This window comes from Methylocella sp. (assembly GCF_044226135.1).
Taxonomy (GTDB): domain Bacteria; phylum Pseudomonadota; class Alphaproteobacteria; order Rhizobiales; family Beijerinckiaceae; genus Methylocapsa.
Genome location: NZ_JBGAHM010000025.1, coordinates 33,077 through 51,271, shown reverse-complemented (window position 1 = coordinate 51,271; position 18,195 = coordinate 33,077). Strand labels below are relative to the sequence as shown.

Below are 18,195 nucleotides of genomic sequence, written 5' to 3'. Positions count from 1 at the left end.
TAGCGCGCCGACTGCGGGCTGTCCTTGACGAAGCCGAGCATCCACTGATGCGCGTTCTCGAGATTGGCGTAGCCGCCGGTGGCGAAGGCGCGGATGAGGTTCAGCGTCGCCGCCGACTGGCGATAGGCCATCAGCTGGCGGTGCGGGTCCGGCACGCGCGCCGCTTCGTTGAAGGCGATGTCGTTGACGATGTCGCCGCGATAGCTCGGCAGGGAGACGCCGCCGACCTCCTCCATCGGCGCCGAGCGCGGCTTGGCGAACTGGCCGGCGATGCGGCCAACCTTGACCACCGGCAGGGCGGCGGCGAAGGTTTCGACCACGGCCATCTGCAGGAACACGCGGAAGAAATCGCGGATGTTGTCGGCCGAATGCTCGGCGAAGCTCTCGGCGCAGTCGCCGCCCTGCAGCAAAAAGGCCTCGCCGTTCGCCACCTTGCCCAGAATGCGCTTCAGCTTGCGCGCCTCGCCCGCGAAGACGAGCGGCGGGAAGCCGGCGAGCTGGCGCTCCACCTCGGCGAGCGCGGCCGCGTCGGGATAGACGGGCGACTGCTCGATCGGCTTGGCTCTCCAGCTCGACGGCGACCAGTTTTCGGCGGACATGTCATCGACTCCCGGGCGGCGAAAGGCGCCGCAAAAGCGTCCAGCCGGGACAAAATTTCGGCGACGCTCGTTCAAACGGCTCCTTTAACAGGGGAAAAGCCTGCGACGCAAGCCGTTCCGACACGGCCGCGCGGCTATGGCGCGGCCGGGCTCGCCGCCGGCCCGGGCCGGACCTCCCGGCGCGCGGCGCGTGCGTCGAGCAGACGATAGGCGCCCATCTTGACGAGGCTGCCGACGAGGAAAGCGGCGAGCGCGTAGCCCCAGACCATCAGCGCATAGGTCCAGCCGATCGGCGCCATGAACCAGCCGTAGACGGCGGCGCATGTGCCAAGAAGCTGCGTCAGCTCGCAGGGGATGATCAACTTCAGGCTCGGCCAGGGACGCTCCCAGACCGGCCCCCTGTTGCGCGTCAGATAGATGGTCATGTGCCCGGCGACGAGCAGCTTGAGAAAGACGATCGACTGGACGACCGGCTCGGGCAGGCCGAAATAGTTCCGTGCGAGCCAGAACACGCCGAAGCTCGACGCGACGCCGAAAGCCCCGAGCGTCGAGGCGATCGTCAGCACGCGCCGCATGTCCCAGCGCACCGGGCGCGCCGCGAACGGCGCGTTGTCATAGGCGATCATCATGATCGGCAGATCGTTGAGGAGCGCCAGCAGCACCACCATGACCGCGGTGACGGGATAGAAATTGAAGACGAGAATGCTCGCGGTCATGAACAGGAGCAGCCGCGTCGTCTCCGAGATGCGGTAGATCGCGTAGCTGTTCATCCGCTCGAAAATGCGCCGCGCCTCCTCGATCGCGGCGGCGATCACCGAAAGCCCGGGCGCGGTGAGCACGAGATCGGCGGCGGCGCGCGCGGCGTCGGTCGCGCCGCTGACCGCGATGCCGACGTCGGCCTGCTTCAGCGCCGGGGCGTCGTTCACCCCGTCGCCGGTCATGCCGACGATATGGCCCGCCTCCTGCAGCGCCCTGACGATCCTGAACTTGTGCTCGGGAAAGACGCGCGCGAACCCGTCGGCGGCGAGAATGCGCGGCAGGACGTCGCCCCCGGCCCCGGGCCCGAACACGGCGTCGGCGACGACGATGTTCTGGCCGAGCCTGAGCTCGCCCGCGATCTCTTTCGCGATCGCCTCATGATCGCCGGTCGCCATCTTGACGTCGACGCCCATCGCCCGGGCGGTGGCGATGGTTTCGGCCGAATCCTCGCGCGGCGGATCGTAGAGCGGCAGCAGGCCGAGAAAGCGCCAGCTTCCGGCCTCATCCGTCCGCGCCACGCCGAGCGTGCGAAAGCCGCGCGCCGCCTCGCGATCGACGGCGGCCTCGATCGCCGCGCGCTCGGCGGAGTCCGGCGCGCAGAGCGCGACGATCGCCTGCGGGGCGCCCTTGGCGACCCTGAACGTCCGTCCGTCGGTCTCGATCGCGGCCTCTGCCCGCTTGGCGACCGGATCGAACGGCTCGAACGTCGTCACGCGGAAGCCGTCGAGCGCGCCGGCGGACGAAAGGCCGGCGAGAATGGCGCGGTCGATCGGGTCCGGCGCGTCGCGCCGCGAGGCCAGCGCCGCCGCGACGATGAGCTCGTCTCGCGCGAACCCCGGCGCGGGCTCCGGCTCGCCGAGGGTCAGCTCATTCCGGGTCAGCGTGCCGGTCTTGTCGGTGCACAGCACGTCCATGCCGGCCATCTCTTCGATGGCCACGAGGCGCGAGACGACGGCCTTGCGCCGCGCGAGCCGCTCCGCGCCGACGGCCATGGTCACGGAGAGGACCGCAGGCAGGGCGACCGGGATCGAGGCGACGGTCAGGATGAGCGCGAACTGCAGCGTCTCGATCAGCGGATCGTGGCGCCAGAGCGCGACGAGGCCGATGATCACGACAAGGCCGATCGTCACGAAGATCAGGAAATTGCCGATCTTCAGCACGGCCTGCTGGAAATGCGAGACCGTCTGCGCCTGCTCGACGAGCTGCGCGGTCTTGCCGAAATAGGTGTTCATGCCGGTCGCCGTGACGACCCCGCTCATTTCGCCCTGCCGCGCGATCGAGCCGGAATAGGCCTCGTCGCCCGCCTTTTTGTCGACGGGCAGCGATTCCCCGGTCAGCGCCGACTGATCGACGCTGAGATAGTCGCCTTCGGTCAGTTTCACGTCCGCCGGAACGACATTGCCGAGCTTGATATGGACGAGATCGCCCGGAACGACGAGCCGCGCCGCAATGTCCTTCCAGACGCCGTCGCGCCGGACGCGCGCCTTGAGGGCGAGCCGCTGCTTCAACAGGGCGATGGCGGTGTCGGCCTTGGTCTCCTGCCAGAAGCCGACGCCGGCGTTGATGAACAGCATGGTCAGGATGATCGCCAGATCGTCCCAGTGGCGCAGCGCCGCCGAAAGGGCGGCCGCGACCTCGATCATCCAGGGGATCGGCCCCCAGAAAAACCGCGCAAGCCGCCCGAGCGCGCCGATCCTGTGTTCGATGAGTCCGTTCTCGCCATAGCGTGCAAGACGCTGCGCGGCCTCGGCCTCGGTCAGGCCGGCCGCGTCGCCGCCGGGCGTCGGCCCGGCCGCCGCGGCGGCGTCGCCGATGTTCTCAGCCGTCATCCGCGCCTCACGCCTCGTCCGGCATGGCGTCGGGCGCCTCCGGCCCCGGCGTCGCGCGTTCGTAGCGGGCGGTGCGCACGCGCATGGTGACCAACTCCTCGGCGGCGGTCGGATGCACCGCCACTGTCGCGTCGAAATCGGCCTTCTTCGCCCCGAGCCTGACGGCGATGGCGATCGCCTGCACGACCTCGCCCGCGCCCTCCCCCAGAATGTGCACGCCGAGCACGACGTCGGACTTCGCGTCGACGACGATCTTCATGATCGTCTTTTGCGACGAGCCCGAGAGCGTCGCCTTCATGGGCCGGAAGCTCGCCTGATAGACGTCGACGCAGTCATAGGCCTCGCGCGCCTGCCCCTCGGTGAGGCCGACGACGCCAAGCTCCGGCGTGGTGAAGACGGCGGTCGGCACGTGCTCGTGTCGCACCGGCGTCGGCCGGTCGCCGAACACGGTGTCGGCGAAGGCGTGGCCCTCGCGGATGGCGATCGGGGTAAGCGCCACGCGGTGGGTCACGTCGCCGACCGCATAGATCGAGGGCACGTTCGAGCGCGAGAATTCGTCGACCTTGACGGCGCCGACGCCGTCGAGCTCGACGCCCGCGGCCTCAAGCCCGAGCCCCGCCGTCGCGGGCCTGCGGCCGGTCGCGAGCAGGATCTGGTCGACCTCGACCTCAAGCCCCGAGGTGAGTTTGACCCTGTACGCCTCGTCCGCCTTCTCGATCGCCGTCGGCAGATGGCTGAAATGGGTTTCGACGCCCGCCGCCTGCAGCGCGTCGCGAACGCCGCAGCGCATGTCCTCGTCGAAGCCGCGCAGCACGTTCTCGCCGCGCGAGGCGAGGATCACCTTCGAGCCGAGCCGCGCGAAGACCGAGGCGAATTCGACCGCGATATAGCCTCCGCCCACGATCAGCAGGCGCGCCGGCATGGTCTTGAGGTCGAAGATCTCGTTCGAGGTGATCGCGTGCTCGCGCCCGGGAACGTCGGGCTCGAGCACCGGCGCGCCGCCGGTCGCGACCAGAATGGTCTTCGCGCTCACGATCCGCCCGTCGGCGACGAGGCGCACGCGATGCGCGTCGACGACCTCGGCGCGGCTGTCGACGAGCGCGACGCCGGCCTTTTGCAGATTGGCCCGGTAGATCGCCGAAAGCCGCGAGATTTCATGCTCCTTGGCGGCGACGAGCCGGCTCCAGTCGAACAGCGTCGCCGGAACGGTCCAGCCGAAGCCCGCGGCGTCCTCGAACTCGTCGCGGAAGCGGCTGGCGTAGACCATGAGTTTTTTTGGCACGCAGCCGCGGATGACGCAGGTTCCGCCGACGCGAAACTCTTCGGCGATGGCGGTTCTGGCGCCATAGCCCGCCGCGACGCGGGCCGCGCGCACGCCGCCCGATCCGGCGCCAATGACGAAGAGGTCGAAATCGAAGTCAGCCATGGCGCCCCAGCTCAAGGTTTTCCGCCCGTTCCCGCCGCGGGACCGTGGCGCGGCCAAGCTCAGATGTCATGGCCCTTTTTCTTCATTTCTTCGCGCACGCGGCTCATCATCTGGGTCGACAGCTTGCCCTGCCAGCCCTGCATGGCGGTCATGATGTCGCCGAGCACCAGGGGCTGCGACGCGACATAGGCCTTGCCCGCGGCGCTGGTGAAGAAGGCGACGGCGGCCGAAAGGTCGGCCTCGCTCATCCGCTGGGCGAAGATCTGCGCGGCGACGCCGACCATCTCGTCCGGCAGGCGCTCGAACTCCGGCTGGAGATTGTTCAGCACCTCCTTGAGGTCGCCGGCGAGCTCGGGGCGGGTCTGCACGATCGAATCCGCGATCTGCCCCACGAATTGCGCCGGCACCACCGTGAAGGAGCGCGCCATGCCGGAGGCGAGGACGAGCGCCCGCGCCGCGGCGAGATGCGACGGCTTGATGACGTTGGCGGCCGCCGCCGGCGCGGGCGCCGGCTTCTGCGCCTGCGCCGCGGTCGGCCCCGCGGCCAGCGCGAGGGCGAACGCCGTCGCGACGGCGCGGCGAAATTCCTGTGGCGATCGTTTCATGCAGCTTCTCCCGCGCCGCGGCTTCAACGCGTCTCGACGGCGCCGAAGCGCGCGACTCCGTCAGGCCCCGCGACGATCGCCATCCGGGCGAGGCCGATGAAGAGCCCGTGTTCGACCACCCCCGGCAGGACGCTCAGCGCCTGCGCGAGATCGTCCGGGCGCGGCAGCGCGCCGAAGCGGCAGTCGAGGATGTAATTGCCATTGTCGGTGACGAAAGGCGCGCCGGACGCGGCGCGGCGCAGCGCGACGTCGCCCTCGCAGCCCGAAGCGCGCGCGGCCGCGACGACATGGCGGCGCGTCGCCTCGAGGCCGAAGCGGACCACCTCGACCGGCAGCGGGAACGCGCCCAGCGTCTCGACCTTCTTGCCGGCGTCGGCGATGACGACCATGGCGCGCGAGGCGGCGGCGACGATCTTCTCGCGCAAAAGCGCGCCGCCGCCGCCCTTGATCAGGCGCAGCCGCGCGTCAAATTCGTCGGCCCCGTCGACAGTCAGGTCGAGCTCGGGAGTTTCGTCGAGCGTCGTCAGCGGAATTTTGAGCCGTTCGGCCTGGGCGCGCGTGTCTTCGGACGTCGGCACGCAGAGAACGTCGAGGCCCGAGGCGACGCGTGCGCCGAGCAGGTCGACGAAATGGCGCGCCGTGGACCCCGTGCCGAGGCCAAGCCTCATGCCGGGCCTGGCCAGCGTCAACGCTTCGGCTGCGGCGGCGCGCTTGGCGTCGTCAAGATTGAGCTTGGTCATCGAGCCGCTCCGGACGGCCTCGCCGCATGAGGCCGCCAGCGGGTTAGCGGTCGCGTCCGCGCCCGTCAAGCGGCGCCGGGCCCGGGCCCCGATCCTTCAGCCTATGTCGGCGGCGCCCGCCATTCAGGCGCCGGCGGCGGAAATCCGGAAAATTTTAGTACGTTTATCCGAAGTTGGCGGCCGAAAAGCGCGCGGCGCTCTTGCTTTCCGCGCCATCCTCGCCGACGCTGCCGGAAACGCGCTCCCGACACGCATCCGGCGAAGATTTTTCCATCTTCGCCGGGCGTAGGCGCATATTTGCGTCAACGGAAAGTTCTCACGCCGGAATTTCTCGAAGACGCCGGATTCTTGACCTAAGCAGGAGCCCATGACTTCCACCTTCACGCCTCCCCCGCTGCTGGTCTTTGACCTGGACGGAACGGTCGCCGACACCGCGGTCGATCTCGTCGCGACGCTCAACGCCATCCTGACGCGCGAAGGGCTCGCCGCCATTCCCTTCAAGGACGCCGTCGGCATGGTCGGCTCGGGCGCCAAGGCGCTGCTCCAGCGCGGCCTCAAGGCCAATGACGTGACCGTCGACGAAAAGCGGCTCGACGAGCTTTTCACCGACTATCTCGCGCATTACGAGGCGCATATCGCCGACGACTCCACGCTCTATCCGGGCGTGACCAAGGCGCTCGACCGCTTCGAGGCGGCCGGCTGGACCTTCGCGATCTGCACCAACAAGGTGGAGTCGAGCGCGCGCCTGCTGCTGACGGCGCTTGGCGTCGCGCAGCGCTTCAAGGCGATCTGCGGCAAGGACACGTTCGACGTGTCGAAGCCCGACGGCGACGCGTTGCTGCAGACCATCGCCAAGGCCGGCGGCGACCCGCGCCGCGCCATCATGGTCGGAGATTCGCGCACCGACATCGACACGGCGAAGAACGCCAAGGTGCCGGTCGTCGCCGTGACCTTCGGCTACACCGACCTGCCGGTCGAGACCTTCGAGCCCGACCGGATCGTGAAAAGCTTCGACGAGCTTTTCGACGCGGTCGAGGAGCTTTCGGCGGTGTTTCACGTGGCGTGAGGCGGGCCGGGTCCGGCGGCGCGCCGGGCCCGCGGCGGCGCCTAGGCCGCGGGATTGTCCCGCGTCATGACGAGCGCGGCCTGCTCGACGTCATTGGCGCGGTTCGTCCAGCCCCGGCCGAAGGCGTCCCAATTGTCGAGGCCGCGATAGAACTGCAGCCGACGCTCCGTCGTTTTGACGACGACGTCGGCGGGGCGCATGGCTTTCGTCGCGGCGAGCGTGGCGTCTCCGATCGAGCCGTCGGCCTCCGCCCCGACGACCTGCTGGAGAATTTTGGCCGCGCGTCCGGGCCCCATGTTCACCGCCATGTCGAAGACGACGAGATCGACGCCGGGCGGAAGGTCGTCGCAGCGACAGACGTTCCAGTAGCGCGTGCGATAAATTTCGCAGGCCGTCTCGCGCGTCAGGCTCTTGACGTCCTCCACGTCCGCGGGCCGGCCGACGCGGTCCTGCATCCATTTCGAGAGCGTGCCGATCGTGATCCCGAAATTGGTCGCGCCGCCGCGGTCGTCGGGATGGTCGACGAAGCCGCCCTCCCTGGCGAGCACGATGTCGACGCAACGCTGAAAATTGGAGAATTTTTTCGCCGGCGCAGCCGGAGCCGACGCCCTTTCCGGCGCGAGCGACGCGCGGGCCGCCTCGATCGTCAGGGCTTTCGACTGGGTGGCCTCGATCGTCGACTGCGCGGACTTCATCAGCTCCGCCGCCTGTCGCGTCTGCTCGACCTGCTGATTGACGCCGGCGACGTCCTTGATGCGAGACCCCTGCGACGAGCCGAGCCAGAAGGTCACGACGGTCGTGAACGCGGCGACGAGCGCGCCGAGCGTCAGATTGATCAGCTGAAACAGCGACTGGTAATGCAGATCGGCGCTTTTCTGCATCTCCGGGGCTGTCGCGGCGACGTTCATTTGCGGACCGCCCATGACGGTGAGCCAGCCGAGATTGACGAAGAAGCCCAGGATGACGAGCAGCGAAATGGCGAGAGGCCCCCATTTTTGCGGCCCGTCGAGCTTCGCCCATTCGAGCGCGCTGCGGCGCGCGTCGCCGACATCCCTGAGCTCTTCGCCGAGCCGGGCCAGATCGTCCTTGCGTTCGTCGGCGTCGCGCGCGTTCGCCTCCCTGATCAGGAGAAGCTGCGCCTCCTGGCGCTTGCTCTCCTGATCCGCGGCGATTTCCGCAAGCCGGATCTGAAGCGCCCGTTCGGCCGCGGGGTCGGCGTTCAACTTTTGACGGGCGACGTCCGGGTCCTGCGTGCCCGCGGCGTCGGCGACGGCCTTGCTGACGCTCGCGGCGATCGCGCCGGTCTTGTCGCCGGCGAGCGCCTGGAGAATGATCGGAAGCACGTTCAGCGCGATAGGGATGAGCGGACCCATGGCGTCCCCCGGTTTGTCCTGACGCGCCGCAGACACGGCGGCCACGGCGGGATCAAGACTGATTCCGAGCCTCGCGGCGGTGTCCTTTCCCACCTCGCCGTCGGCGACGATCCCGACCGAGGTCTGAAAGGCGCTAACGGCGCGCGCGGTGTCCGGCCCATAATCGCCGTCGATCTTGCCGGGGTCGAAGCCCTTCGCCCGCAGCGCCGCCTGAATGCGCCGCACGACGGCCTCGTGCATGCCGGGCGCTTCAGGATAATAGAGCGGCCCAGGCGGCGTGAAGTCGCGCGGCGCGGCGGCGTCCCCATACTGAATTTCGGGGATGAGGACGCCCGCGTCCCATTTGCGTCCGTCGACCCTGCCGCGACGCACGCCATAGGCCTTTCCCATGGCCTCGATCGTGCCGCCCTTCCCGTCGCTGAGCGCGATGTGGCCCATGGTCCCGGGGGCCGGCGGAAACCGCAGCAGAACGCCGCCCGGCGTGGCGGCGGCCTGCTTGGCGGGAACGCTGATGGGAAGGCTCGTCGCGTCGCGCCGCCAATAGCCGGTGTAGGCGTCGGCCGTATGGGGATCGCTTCTGTTGTCTTTGCAGCCGTAGAGGACGCCGGCTTCCTGATACACGAGCCAGGAAATGAATTCGGCGCAGTCCCAGGGACCTTTCCAGTCCGGATCGTCTTTTGGAACCAGCACGAAATCGTATTTTTCGGAAAGATGTCTGACGGCCCGATCGACGAGGCCCTGACCGCTTGGCATCGTGATCTCCGGGGAGGAATTTTGCAGATCTGTTTGTAATCGAGCAGATTTAGCTGTTTTGACATGCGCGACGACTGCGCCTTAATTTGTATTTGGCGCACCGGAAAAAATATAAATCCACAAAAAATCAATATCTATGCTTCAACGCGGCATGTCTGTCACCGCCGATAAAGCAACTATCATTAATAGTTACGCGCAAAATCACGCCCGCGCAAGCAGGATGACGGATCGCCCGCTCAAAATAAAAGAGCGGAGCCCGCCGCCCGGCGAGCCCCGCCCCAATCCTGCGTATTTACTGTAGAGCTTCTGCTTGCTACCGCGAAAACCGCTTGTACTTCATGCGGTGCGGAATCAGGCTCTCAAGGCCGAGGCGGCGCTTCTTGTCCTCCTCGTAATCCTGGAAATTGCCCTCGAACCATTCGACATGGCTGTCGCCTTCATAGGCGAGGATATGCGTCGCGATGCGGTCGAGGAAGAAGCGGTCATGCGAGATGATCACCGCGCAGCCGGCGAAATCGGTCAGCGCGTCCTCAAGCGCGCGCAGCGTCTCGACGTCGAGGTCGTTGGTCGGCTCGTCGAGCAGCAGCAGGTTCGCGCCCGATTTCAGCATCTTGGCGAGATGCACGCGGTTGCGCTCGCCGCCTGAAAGATTGCCGACCTTCTTCTGCTGGTCTGGCCCCTTGAAGTTGAAGGCGCCCGTATAGGCGCGCGAGTTGATCTCCTTCTTGCCGAGGTAGATCACCTCATTGCCGTCGGAAATCTCCTCCCAGACGTTCTTCTTGGGGTCGAGCGCGTCGCGCGACTGGTCGACATAGCCGAGCTTGACCGAGTCGCCGATCGTGATCGAACCCTTGTCCGGCTTCTCGAGCCCGGTGATCATGCGAAACAGCGTGGTCTTGCCGGCGCCGTTCGGGCCGATCACGCCGACGATACCGCCGGGCGGCAGCTTGAAGGTCAGGTCGTCGATCAGCAGCGTGTCGCCGAATCCCTTGGAGATGCCCTCGAAATTGACCACCGTATTGCCGAGCCGCTCGGCCACGGGAATGACGATCTGCGTCGCGCTCGGCGCCCGCTCGCCCTGCTTGGCGACGAGATCCTCATAGCGCTGGACGCGCGCCTTGGACTTCGCCTGGCGCGCCTTGGGGCTTTGCGAGATCCACTCCGCCTCCTGCGCGATGGCGCGGATGCGCGCTTCGTCCTCGCTCTTCTCCTGGCTCAGGCGCTTCTGCTTGGCCTTCAGCCAGGCCGAATAATTGCCTTCGTAGGGAATGCCGCGGCCACGGTCGAGCTCGAGGATCCAGCCCGTCACATTGTCGAGAAAGTAGCGGTCATGGGTGACGATCAGGATCGCGCCCGGATAATTGCGCAAATGCCCTTCGAGCCAGTTCACCGTCTCGGCGTCGAGATGGTTGGTCGGCTCGTCGAGCAGCAGCAGTTCGGGCTGCTCCAGCAGGAGCCGGCAGAGCGCGACGCGGCGGCGCTCGCCGCCCGAGAGCTTGTCGACCGGCGAATCGTCGGGCGGGCAGCCGAGCGCGTCCATGGCGAGCTCGACCTGGGCGTCGAGATCCCACAGGCCCTTGGCCTCGATCTCGTCCTGCAGCCGGGTCATCTCGTCGGCGGTCTCGTCAGAATAGTTCATGGCGAACTCGTTGTAGCGCTCGAGGATCGCCGTCTTGGCGGCCACCCCCTGCATCACGTTCTCGCGCACGGTCAGCGCCGGATCGAGCTGCGGCTCCTGCGGCAGGTAGCCGACCCGCGCCCCTTCGGCGACGAAGCCCTCGCCCGTATACTCCCTGTCGATCCCGGCCATGATCTTGAGCAGCGTCGACTTGCCCGCGCCGTTGACGCCGAGCACGCCGATCTTGGCGTCAGGGTAGAAAGAAAGGTTGACGTTCTCGAGGACTTTCTTGCCGGTCGAATAGGTCTTGGTCAGACCCTGCATATGATAAATGAATTGCCGCGCCATCAGGGCTCCGCATCGGTGCGTCTTGCGTTCAGGGGTTGGGCGTTATGTAGACGCGCGGCCGCCTTCGGTCCAGTTGTTTGGCCGGGGCCATTTTCCCCGGGCCATGGCCGCGACGGTCCCGCGCATTGATCTTGCTCCGATTTGGTCTAGAACGGGCCCTCCTCTTCACCAGGGATTTGAGCCTTGCCCGACCTCGGATTGCGCAAACTCGGATCGATCGTCCCCGGCCGGAGCGCCGACGCCGCGCCCGCGGCGCGGCGGATCGAGCCGGCGATCGCGCCGCCCGCCGCGCCCCCGCCGGGCTCCGCCCGCGCGCAGGCCCAGACGCAGGCGCAGGCCGCGCCGGAGCGCGCGCCCGTCCTGTTTCGCGCCGAAACCGCCGAAAATCCCCGGCCCTCCGACGCCTCTGACGAAACCGCCGTCGCCCTCCTCGCCGAGCTCGCGCTGCACAGGCGCACGCAGACGCCGTTCTCGATCGGGCTCGTCGGTCCCTCGGGCTCGGGCAAGAGCGTCGTCCTGAACCGGCTCGTCGCCGCGGTCGAGCGGCTCGCCGCCGCCGCGCGCGCCGGGCAGGCGCCGGCCTTCCACGGCGAGACCCAGGTCCTTCGCCTCGACGCCGCCGACATGGACGGCGCGCCCGCGACCGCGCTCGCCGGCGCGCTCTATGGCCGGCTCGCGGTCGACGCGCCGCAGCTCGGGCTCGAGGCGAGCCACGCCGCGCGCGACCCGGGACTCGCCGCGCGCGAAGCCTATGAGCGGCTCGACGCCGCGAGCCGCAAGCTGCAGGAGGAGCGCCGCTCCTTCGACGAAGCGGAGGCGCATCGCGCGCGGCTCATGGACATCGTGCTCTATGAAACGCCGGGCTCGAGGGTCGACGCCGAGATCGCGCGCCGGCGCGGCGCCGTCAACGCCATGATGAGCCGCCTCGGCCCGCGCGGCGACGCCGTCGCGGAGTTCAAGGACATGGCCCGCGGCCTCGCCGAAGCCCGCGGGCCCGGGCGCGCGGGTTTTATCGCCAATCTGTTCTGGGGCCTCAGGGGCCAGTCGAAGCGCCTGATCTGGGCGGGCGCGCTCGCCCTTGCGGGCTTCGGGATCGGCGTCGCGCTCAACCATCAGGCGGAGTGGACCGGCTGGATCGCGGCGCAGCCCGACATGGGCGCCGTCGCGGGCGCGATCCGCTCCCATGTCTCATGGCTCGAACCGCTTCGGCTCGCGGCCTATGCCGGCGCGGCCTGGGCCCTGCTCTCCAACCTGTGGCGCGGCGGACGGCTGCTGCATCTCCTGTCGCGCGCCGAAGAGCTGCTCAAGCGGGAGCTGACGGAGCGCGGCCGCGACGCCGACGGGCTGCTCGCGCATCAGGCGCGGCGCGTGCAGGACCTCGCCGGCGAGGTCGACCGGCTGAGCCGCAAGGCGGCGGAGGCCGAGCGCCGCGCCCGCGGCGGCCTCAGCGCGACCGCCGCCGAACCCTCGCCCTTCGTCGCCGATCTCGTCAGGCAGCAGGCGCAACGTTTCATCGCCGCGCTCGGCGCGATGGTCGAGGCCGGGGCCGATCGCAAGCTGCGCCGCGTCGTTCTGGCGCTCGACAATCTCGACATGGTGACGCCCGAGCGCGCGCGCGAGCTTCTGCGTTTTTCGCCAGGGCCCGGCTATGTGAGTCTGGTCGCGGTCGATCCGGCGCGCGGATCGACCGCGCCGCCGACCTCGAAAAATGGATCGCCGCGCCCCTGTCGGCGGCCGAGCTCGCCGCGCGGCGCGACCCGGCGCGCCAGCTGCGCGAGCTGATCGGCGCCGAAGACGCCGCCCAGCCGCCGCCCGCGCCGCGCGCCGCGCTCGACGAGCCGCTCGGCCCGCAGGAGGAAAGCGTGCTCGAATGTCTCGCGCCGGTCGCCGGCGGCTCGGCCCGCGCGCTGAAGCGCTTCGTCAATCTCTATCTGCTGCTGCGCGCGCAATACCCGGGCGACGACGCGCGGAAAGCCGCCGCGCTGGCGCTCGCGGTCGACGCCGGCGGCGGCGACGAGTTCGCGGCGCTCGAAGCCGCCGTGCGCGGGCCGGGCGCCGAGCCCGTCTTCGACCCGCACCGCATCGGCCCGCGCCTCGCCGCCGGACTGCAGGCGCTCGCCGCCAATGGCGCGCGCCTCGACAAGGGCGACCTGCGCGCTGCGATCGCCGAAGCGCGGCTGTTCTCCTTCAGAAGCTAAGCGCCGCGCGGAAGCGTGGCGCCGCGGCGCGGCGAGCCTGCCAAAAAGCCGTCGTCAAAGCGGAGCGCTCAGAACATCCGGGCGGCGCTTTCGAGCGCCTTCCACACGCCCCACAGGATCGGCAGTCCGACGAGCGCCCATGGCAGCGCCGTCGCGGCGTCGAAGCGTCCGGCTCCGACGCCCTGCGCGCTTCCGCCCGCGGCATGCGGGGTCTCGACCTCGGGCTCGTCGATCAGCCATTTCGGATCGACCGGCCGCACAAGAAGATTGGCGACGAAGCCGACCACGAGAAAGCCGGCCAGAATATACATCGTGCGGTCGTAGACGAGGGCGCGCGCGACGCCCGCCTCGATCTGCGCGTCGCGGATGTAGCCGACCACGACCGGGCCGAGCACGCCCGCCGTCGACCAGGCGGTCAGCAGGCGTCCGTGGATGGCGCCGACGTAGCGCGTCCCGAAAATGTCGGCGAGATAGGCGGGGACGGTGGCGAAGCCGCCGCCATACATCGACAGGGTAATGCAGAACGAAGCGACGAAAAGCAGCTTCGAGCCCATGTGGGCGAAGGTCGGCGCAAGCGCGTAGAGAACGACGCCAAGGCCGAAGAAGACGAAATAGGTCGTCTTGCGGCCGATCTTGTCGGAGAATGACGCCCAGGCGAAACGTCCGCCGATGTTGAACAGCGACAGCAGACCGACGAAGCCAGCCGCGACCGCCGCCACCGCTGCCTTCTGCCCGGCGTCGAGGCCCGAGAAGGGAATCTGCGGCAGGCGGATCAGCGCGCCGGCGAAGATCTCCTGAAGCATCGGCGAAGCCATGGCGAGCACGCCGATGCCGGCCGAGACGTTCATGCACAGCACGATCCAGATCAGCCAGAACTGAGGCGTCCTGTGCGCGTCGCGCAGAGCCACGTCGCCATGGGTGACGAAACGGCGCTTGTGATGCGGGGCGACGAAGCCTTCGGGCGCCCAGTTCTTCGGCGGCACGCGATAGCCGAAAGCGCCGCACAGCATGACCACGAGATAGATCGCGCCGAGCGTCGCCATGGTCTGCCACACGCCGACGTCGGTCGGGGTGCGGAAATGCGTCATGAGCAGATTGGCGAGCGGCGAGCCGATCATGGCGCCGCCGCCAAAGCCCATGATGGCCATGCCGGTGGCCATGCCGCGCCGGTCAGGGAACCATTTGATCAGCGTCGAGACCGGCGAGATATAGCCGAGGCCGAGGCCTATCCCGCCGACGACGCCAAGGCCGAGCCAGAGCAGCCAGAGCTGATGGATATGGACGGCGTAAGCCCCGATGAGAAAGCCCCCGCCCCAGCACAGGGCTGCGACCAGCGCCGCCTTGCGCGGGCCGGCGCGTTCGAGCCAGCCGCCGAAGACGGCGGCCGAAAGGCCGAGGAAGACGATGCCGAGCTCGAACACGACGAGCAGGTCGCTGACGCGCCAGTCGCAGCTTGTCGTGAACAGCGCCGTCGCGATCGACATGTCAGGGCAGGCGATCGACTGGTCATGGCCGAGCGCGCGCGAGAGCGGCAGCCAGAATACGCTGAGGCCGTAGGCCATGCCGATGCACAGATGAATGGCGAGCGCCGCCGGCGGAACCAGCCAGCGGTTGAAGCCGGGTTTGGCCACGGTATGTTCGCGCGACAGAAACCCCGGGCGCGCCGGCGCGCCCTCGATTCGAGAAACAGTCGGCATCATCCTCCCCGATATTTTCTTGAGCGTGCGGGCGGCCTCTGTCGCGGGCCGTTTGTTCGCCGCTGGGCCTGCGAAGGTGCAGCATCGCTCACGCTGGAGCAATCGCCTTCTTGCCTTGGGCGGTCTTTTTCCGGCGCGTCGGCGTCAATGTTCAGACGCGCTGCGCGGCGTCGGTCCGGAAAGCCTGACGGACTTCGGCCGGTTTCGCCGAAGCGACGGCCCCAAGGGGGCGCGGCGTCGCCGGCGTTTGCGCAGAAGGGACGACCGACGGACAAAAAAGAGCCGCCCGCATGGCGGACGGCTCTGAAGGCTTTCGAAATCCGGCCGCGTCAGCGCGAATAGAATTCGATGACGAGATTCGGCTCCATCATCACCGGATAGGGCACCTCCGCCGGCAGCGGGATGCGGGTGATTTTGGCCGTCATCTTGGTGTGGTCGACTTCGTAATAATCGGGCACGTCGCGCTCGGCGAGGTTCTTCGCCTCGACGACCATGATCATCTCGCGCGCGGCGTCGCGCACTTCGACGACGTCGCCGACCTTGACGAGATAGGACGCGATGTTGACGCGCTTGCCGTTGACCTTGACATGGCCATGGTTGACGAACTGGCGCGCGGCGAACACCGTCGGCACGAACTTCGCGCGATAGACCACCGCGTCGAGACGGCGCTCGAGCAGGGCGATGAGGTTGTCGCCCGAGTCGCCGCGCATGCGGATCGCCTCCGCGTAATATTTGCGGAACTGCTTCTCGGAGATGTTGCCGTAATAGCCCTTGAGCTTCTGCTTGGCCTTGAGCTGGGTGCCGAAGTCGGACAGCTTGCCCTTGCGGCGCTGGCCGTGCTGGCCGGGGCCATATTCGCGGCGGTTGACCGGGCTTTTGGGCCTGCCCCAGATGTTCTGGCCCATACGGCGGTCGATTTTATACTTGGCTTCTGCGCGCTTCGTCATCGCGTGTCCTCGTGAACGGAAAAGCCGCGAGAGGCGCGCGCGCACAGAACCCCTCGCCCCGGCGAGGAGCGAGAGAACCAAAGCCCGCGTCCTCCCGCAGCGGGAGGAACGCGCCCTCCTCCGCCCCTTCTTGCGTCGGGGCCGACAGGCGCGCCAAAAGCGCGCCGCGGGTGCGTTTGTTTCGGACCTTCGCCCAAAACACGAGCCGCGCCATTAAGGCGCGGCGAGAGGAGAGCGCTTAGCCCGGTTTTTCGCAGGCGTCAAGCGGAGACGCCCAGGCGCGGGTCAGTAGCACGGCGGATAGGGATAATAGCCGCAGGCCGGCCGGGGCGCTGCCGCCGCGGCGCCCACCGCCGCGCCGGCGACGAAGCCCGCCGCCCCGACGCCGACAGGATAGGCCGGGCGGGCGTACCACGCGCCATGATACACGGGCGGATGATAATAGGCCGCGCCGCCCCCATGCCAGCCATAGGAGGCGCCGCCCCAGCCGCCGACATGCGCGAAGCCTCCGCCATAGGGTCCGCGCATGGCGAAGGCGTCGATGAACAGCGCCGCCGGCCCGCCGGCCGCGAGCGAACCCTCAAGAACCGCGACGTCAAAGGTCAGCGTCGCGCCTTCGAGCTTTGGCGCCTTGAGCGTCACGACCGCGTCGGAGACGTCGCCGGCCTTGGCCCCGAGAACGGACACGGTGGCGTTGGGCGGGTCGGCCGCGAAGCTGTTCTTGCCTTCGTCCCACTGCTGCAGAAACTGCTGCAGGGTCTCATGGCCCGCGGCGCGCACGGGACGGTCGGCGAAGACGATCGCATTCGCCGAAACCCCGGTCAGCACGAGCTTGCCTCCCTCGAGCTTCGCCCCGGCGGCGTTGATCACGGCGAGCGAGGGAACAGGCCGCTCGGCGTAAGCTTCGCCAATGGTCTTCTGCAGCGGCTGGTGCGGCTGGGGCTTCGCGGGCTCCTGCGCCATCGCGGCGGCGCAGCTCAGAACGAAGCCCGCGGCGGCGAAGGCGCGCAGCGCCGTGCGGGCGCGCGGCGTTGCGCCGGTCTCGGTTCTCGGCATGATTCTTCAATCCCTTTTCTGCGGCTTGCGCCCGACTGTCTTACGCGCGGCGGCTTGCGTCGGCCTGACGCGACGGCGCGCGACGCGCGACCGGACTGTGGCGCCGACGGCGGCGGAAAACTTGACCTTATGCGTCACGCAGGAGGCGTCCGCGCCTTGCGGCCGGGGCTATCCGGTCGCGACCTGACGGCCCTGCCCGTCGACGACGCGCTCGCCGTTCTCCTTGAAAAACTCGCCCCGCTGCGGCGGCAGGAGGTCGAGCGCGAGCTCGGCCGGGCGGCACAGCCTGACCCCTTTCGGCGTGACGACGATCGGCCTGTTGAGCAGCGCCGGACGCTGCTCGATCGCGTCGAGGCGCTGTTCGTCGGTCACGTCCGGCGCGCCAAGCCCGCGGTCGCCCGGCGGCAGGATGTCGGCGCCGGGCTTCTCGACGACCGCCGAATGGATAATAACCATTGCCGCCGAGATTGACGCCGCTGTGACAGGCGGCGCAGCTACCAATCACTTGAACAGGCGCAGGCCGGCCTTCTGGACCGGGGTCAGGGCGTTCTCGTCGCCTTCGAGGAAGCGGTCGAAGGGCGCATTCGGCGTGATCAGCGTCGCCTCGAAGGCTTCGATCACGCCTGCGCGGCGTTGTCGAAAGTCACCGGATCGGCCTCGCCCGGAAGGCGCTGCGGAATTCGGCGACATATTCGGGCATGTAGTTGAGCACCGCCAACGCTGGGACCGTGGCGTTCATTTCAATGGGGTTCTCCATCGGCCCCTTGGCCTGCCTTGAGGTCGGCGGCGCGCCCGTCCCAGAACTGCGCCTTGTTGAACTTCGGCGTTGAGCACGCTCGGGGCGCGGCGCGACGCGCTGCCAGCCATGGCCGATCGAGGTCGGACCGGCGTCGGGCCGCCGCCGCCGATATTGGCAGCTGTTGCAGGCTCAGCGCCTGGCTGCCTGAAAGCCCGCGCGTCGAAAAACAGCTTGCGGCCGAGGTCGATCTGCGCCGGCGTCGGCCGCGCGCCGCGGATCTCGCCCACAGCTGCGGGAATGGGCTTGAAGATGACGCGTCCTTGCGCCGTCGGCGGCGGCGGCGAGCGAGCGCGGCCGCGCCCATGATCAGTCGCATCGCGCGTCCCTCCTGACTTTTGCGCGATCTCTGCGCGGCCTGCGCCTTGATTTCGATCAAGGGCCC

Annotated in this window: 14 protein-coding genes and 1 pseudogene; 3 read left to right on the top strand and 12 right to left on the bottom strand. The window is 68.5% G+C overall.

Annotated elements, in window-relative coordinates; genetic code table 11:
• The 5 genes from ACILRB_RS11390 to rpiA all read right to left on the bottom strand — a co-directional run.
• Nucleotides 1-599: 3-deoxy-7-phosphoheptulonate synthase (locus tag ACILRB_RS11390; RefSeq protein WP_395666401.1), on the bottom strand; the 599-nt coding region annotated here is incomplete at its 3' end.
• A 134-nt stretch (nucleotides 600-733) separates the two neighbouring features.
• A complete protein-coding gene (locus ACILRB_RS11385) occupies nucleotides 734-3,187 on the bottom strand; it encodes a plasma-membrane proton-efflux P-type ATPase (RefSeq protein ID WP_395666400.1) in 2,454 nt (817 codons plus the stop codon).
• Nucleotides 3,188-3,194: 7 nt separating this feature from the next.
• A complete protein-coding gene (gene gor / locus ACILRB_RS11380; protein WP_395666399.1) occupies nucleotides 3,195-4,613 on the bottom strand; it encodes a glutathione-disulfide reductase in 1,419 nt (472 codons plus the stop codon).
• A 59-nt stretch (nucleotides 4,614-4,672) separates the two neighbouring features.
• Nucleotides 4,673-5,218 carry a DUF2059 domain-containing protein gene (locus ACILRB_RS11375; RefSeq protein ID WP_395666398.1) on the bottom strand — a complete coding sequence of 182 codons (546 nt, stop codon included), beginning with the start codon at nucleotides 5,216-5,218 and terminating at the stop codon, nucleotides 4,673-4,675.
• Between the two features lie 23 nt (nucleotides 5,219-5,241).
• Entirely contained in the window at nucleotides 5,242-5,958 is a 717-nt protein-coding gene (rpiA, locus tag ACILRB_RS11370) for a ribose-5-phosphate isomerase RpiA (protein ID WP_395666397.1), read from the bottom strand.
• Nucleotides 5,959-6,325: 367 nt separating this feature from the next.
• Here rpiA and ACILRB_RS11365 point away from each other — a divergent pair, with 367 nt between their 5' ends.
• Entirely contained in the window at nucleotides 6,326-7,024 is a 699-nt protein-coding gene (locus tag ACILRB_RS11365; protein WP_395666396.1) for an HAD-IA family hydrolase, read from the top strand.
• 41 nt (nucleotides 7,025-7,065) lie between these two features.
• On the opposite strand, the gene ACILRB_RS11360 is transcribed toward ACILRB_RS11365, so the two are convergent.
• Together ACILRB_RS11360 and ettA are read right to left on the bottom strand one after the other, a co-directional pair.
• On the bottom strand, nucleotides 7,066-9,150 hold the full coding sequence (locus ACILRB_RS11360) for a glycosyl hydrolase 108 family protein (protein ID WP_395666395.1): 2,085 nt from the start codon (nucleotides 9,148-9,150) through the stop codon (nucleotides 7,066-7,068).
• Between the two features lie 313 nt (nucleotides 9,151-9,463).
• Nucleotides 9,464-11,116 carry an energy-dependent translational throttle protein EttA gene (ettA, locus tag ACILRB_RS11355; RefSeq protein WP_395666394.1) on the bottom strand — a complete coding sequence of 551 codons (1,653 nt, stop codon included), beginning with the start codon at nucleotides 11,114-11,116 and terminating at the stop codon, nucleotides 9,464-9,466.
• Between the two features lie 183 nt (nucleotides 11,117-11,299).
• On the opposite strand from ettA, the gene ACILRB_RS11350 reads away from it, so the two are divergent.
• Both ACILRB_RS11350 and ACILRB_RS11345 read left to right on the top strand, forming a co-directional pair.
• Nucleotides 11,300-12,898 carry a hypothetical protein gene (locus tag ACILRB_RS11350; protein ID WP_395666393.1) on the top strand — a complete coding sequence of 533 codons (1,599 nt, stop codon included), beginning with the start codon at nucleotides 11,300-11,302 and terminating at the stop codon, nucleotides 12,896-12,898.
• Between the two features lie 80 nt (nucleotides 12,899-12,978).
• Nucleotides 12,979-13,314 carry a hypothetical protein gene (locus ACILRB_RS11345; protein WP_395666392.1) on the top strand — a complete coding sequence of 112 codons (336 nt, stop codon included), beginning with the start codon at nucleotides 12,979-12,981 and terminating at the stop codon, nucleotides 13,312-13,314.
• Nucleotides 13,315-13,382: 68 nt separating this feature from the next.
• Here the strand turns inward: ACILRB_RS11345 and ACILRB_RS11340 are convergent, their stop codons facing one another.
• The 5 genes and pseudogenes from ACILRB_RS11340 to ACILRB_RS11320 form a co-directional block, all read right to left on the bottom strand.
• Nucleotides 13,383-15,011, bottom strand: a complete 1,629-nt coding sequence (locus tag ACILRB_RS11340; protein ID WP_395666391.1) for an OFA family MFS transporter — start codon at nucleotides 15,009-15,011, stop codon at nucleotides 13,383-13,385.
• 329 nt (nucleotides 15,012-15,340) lie between these two features.
• Nucleotides 15,341-15,958: a 30S ribosomal protein S4 gene (gene rpsD / locus ACILRB_RS11335; protein WP_395666390.1), complete on the bottom strand. Its 618-nt coding sequence runs from the start codon at nucleotides 15,956-15,958 to the stop codon at nucleotides 15,341-15,343.
• Between the two features lie 285 nt (nucleotides 15,959-16,243).
• Nucleotides 16,244-17,014, bottom strand: a complete 771-nt coding sequence (locus ACILRB_RS11330; RefSeq protein WP_395666389.1) for a hypothetical protein — start codon at nucleotides 17,012-17,014, stop codon at nucleotides 16,244-16,246.
• 168 nt (nucleotides 17,015-17,182) lie between these two features.
• A pseudogene (locus ACILRB_RS11325) lies at nucleotides 17,183-17,404 on the bottom strand (ArsC/Spx/MgsR family protein); the annotation flags it as partial.
• A gap of 253 nt (nucleotides 17,405-17,657) precedes the next feature.
• Nucleotides 17,658-17,888, bottom strand: coding sequence for a hypothetical protein (locus ACILRB_RS11320; RefSeq protein WP_395666406.1), 231 nt, complete (start codon nucleotides 17,886-17,888; stop codon nucleotides 17,658-17,660).
• Nucleotides 17,889-18,195 lie beyond the last annotated feature (307 nt).

Bases quoted from the DNA above. Each gene is read 5' to 3' on its own strand.
- ACILRB_RS11385 (WP_395666400.1), bottom strand. From the start codon at position 3,187: ATGACGGCTGAGAACATCGGCGACGCCGCCGCGGCGGCCGGGCCGACG.
- gor (WP_395666399.1), bottom strand. From the start codon at position 4,613: ATGGCTGACTTCGATTTCGACCTCTTCGTCATTGGCGCCGGATCGGGC.
- ACILRB_RS11375 (WP_395666398.1), bottom strand. From the start codon at position 5,218: ATGAAACGATCGCCACAGGAATTTCGCCGCGCCGTCGCGACGGCGTTC.
- rpiA (WP_395666397.1), bottom strand. From the start codon at position 5,958: ATGACCAAGCTCAATCTTGACGACGCCAAGCGCGCCGCCGCAGCCGAA.
- ACILRB_RS11365 (WP_395666396.1), top strand. From the start codon at position 6,326: ATGACTTCCACCTTCACGCCTCCCCCGCTGCTGGTCTTTGACCTGGAC.
- ACILRB_RS11360 (WP_395666395.1), bottom strand. From the start codon at position 9,150: ATGCCAAGCGGTCAGGGCCTCGTCGATCGGGCCGTCAGACATCTTTCC.
- ettA (WP_395666394.1), bottom strand. From the start codon at position 11,116: ATGGCGCGGCAATTCATTTATCATATGCAGGGTCTGACCAAGACCTAT.
- ACILRB_RS11340 (WP_395666391.1), bottom strand. From the start codon at position 15,011: ATGCCGACTGTTTCTCGAATCGAGGGCGCGCCGGCGCGCCCGGGGTTT.
- rpsD (WP_395666390.1), bottom strand. From the start codon at position 15,958: ATGACGAAGCGCGCAGAAGCCAAGTATAAAATCGACCGCCGTATGGGC.
- ACILRB_RS11330 (WP_395666389.1), bottom strand. From the start codon at position 17,014: ATGCCGAGAACCGAGACCGGCGCAACGCCGCGCGCCCGCACGGCGCTG.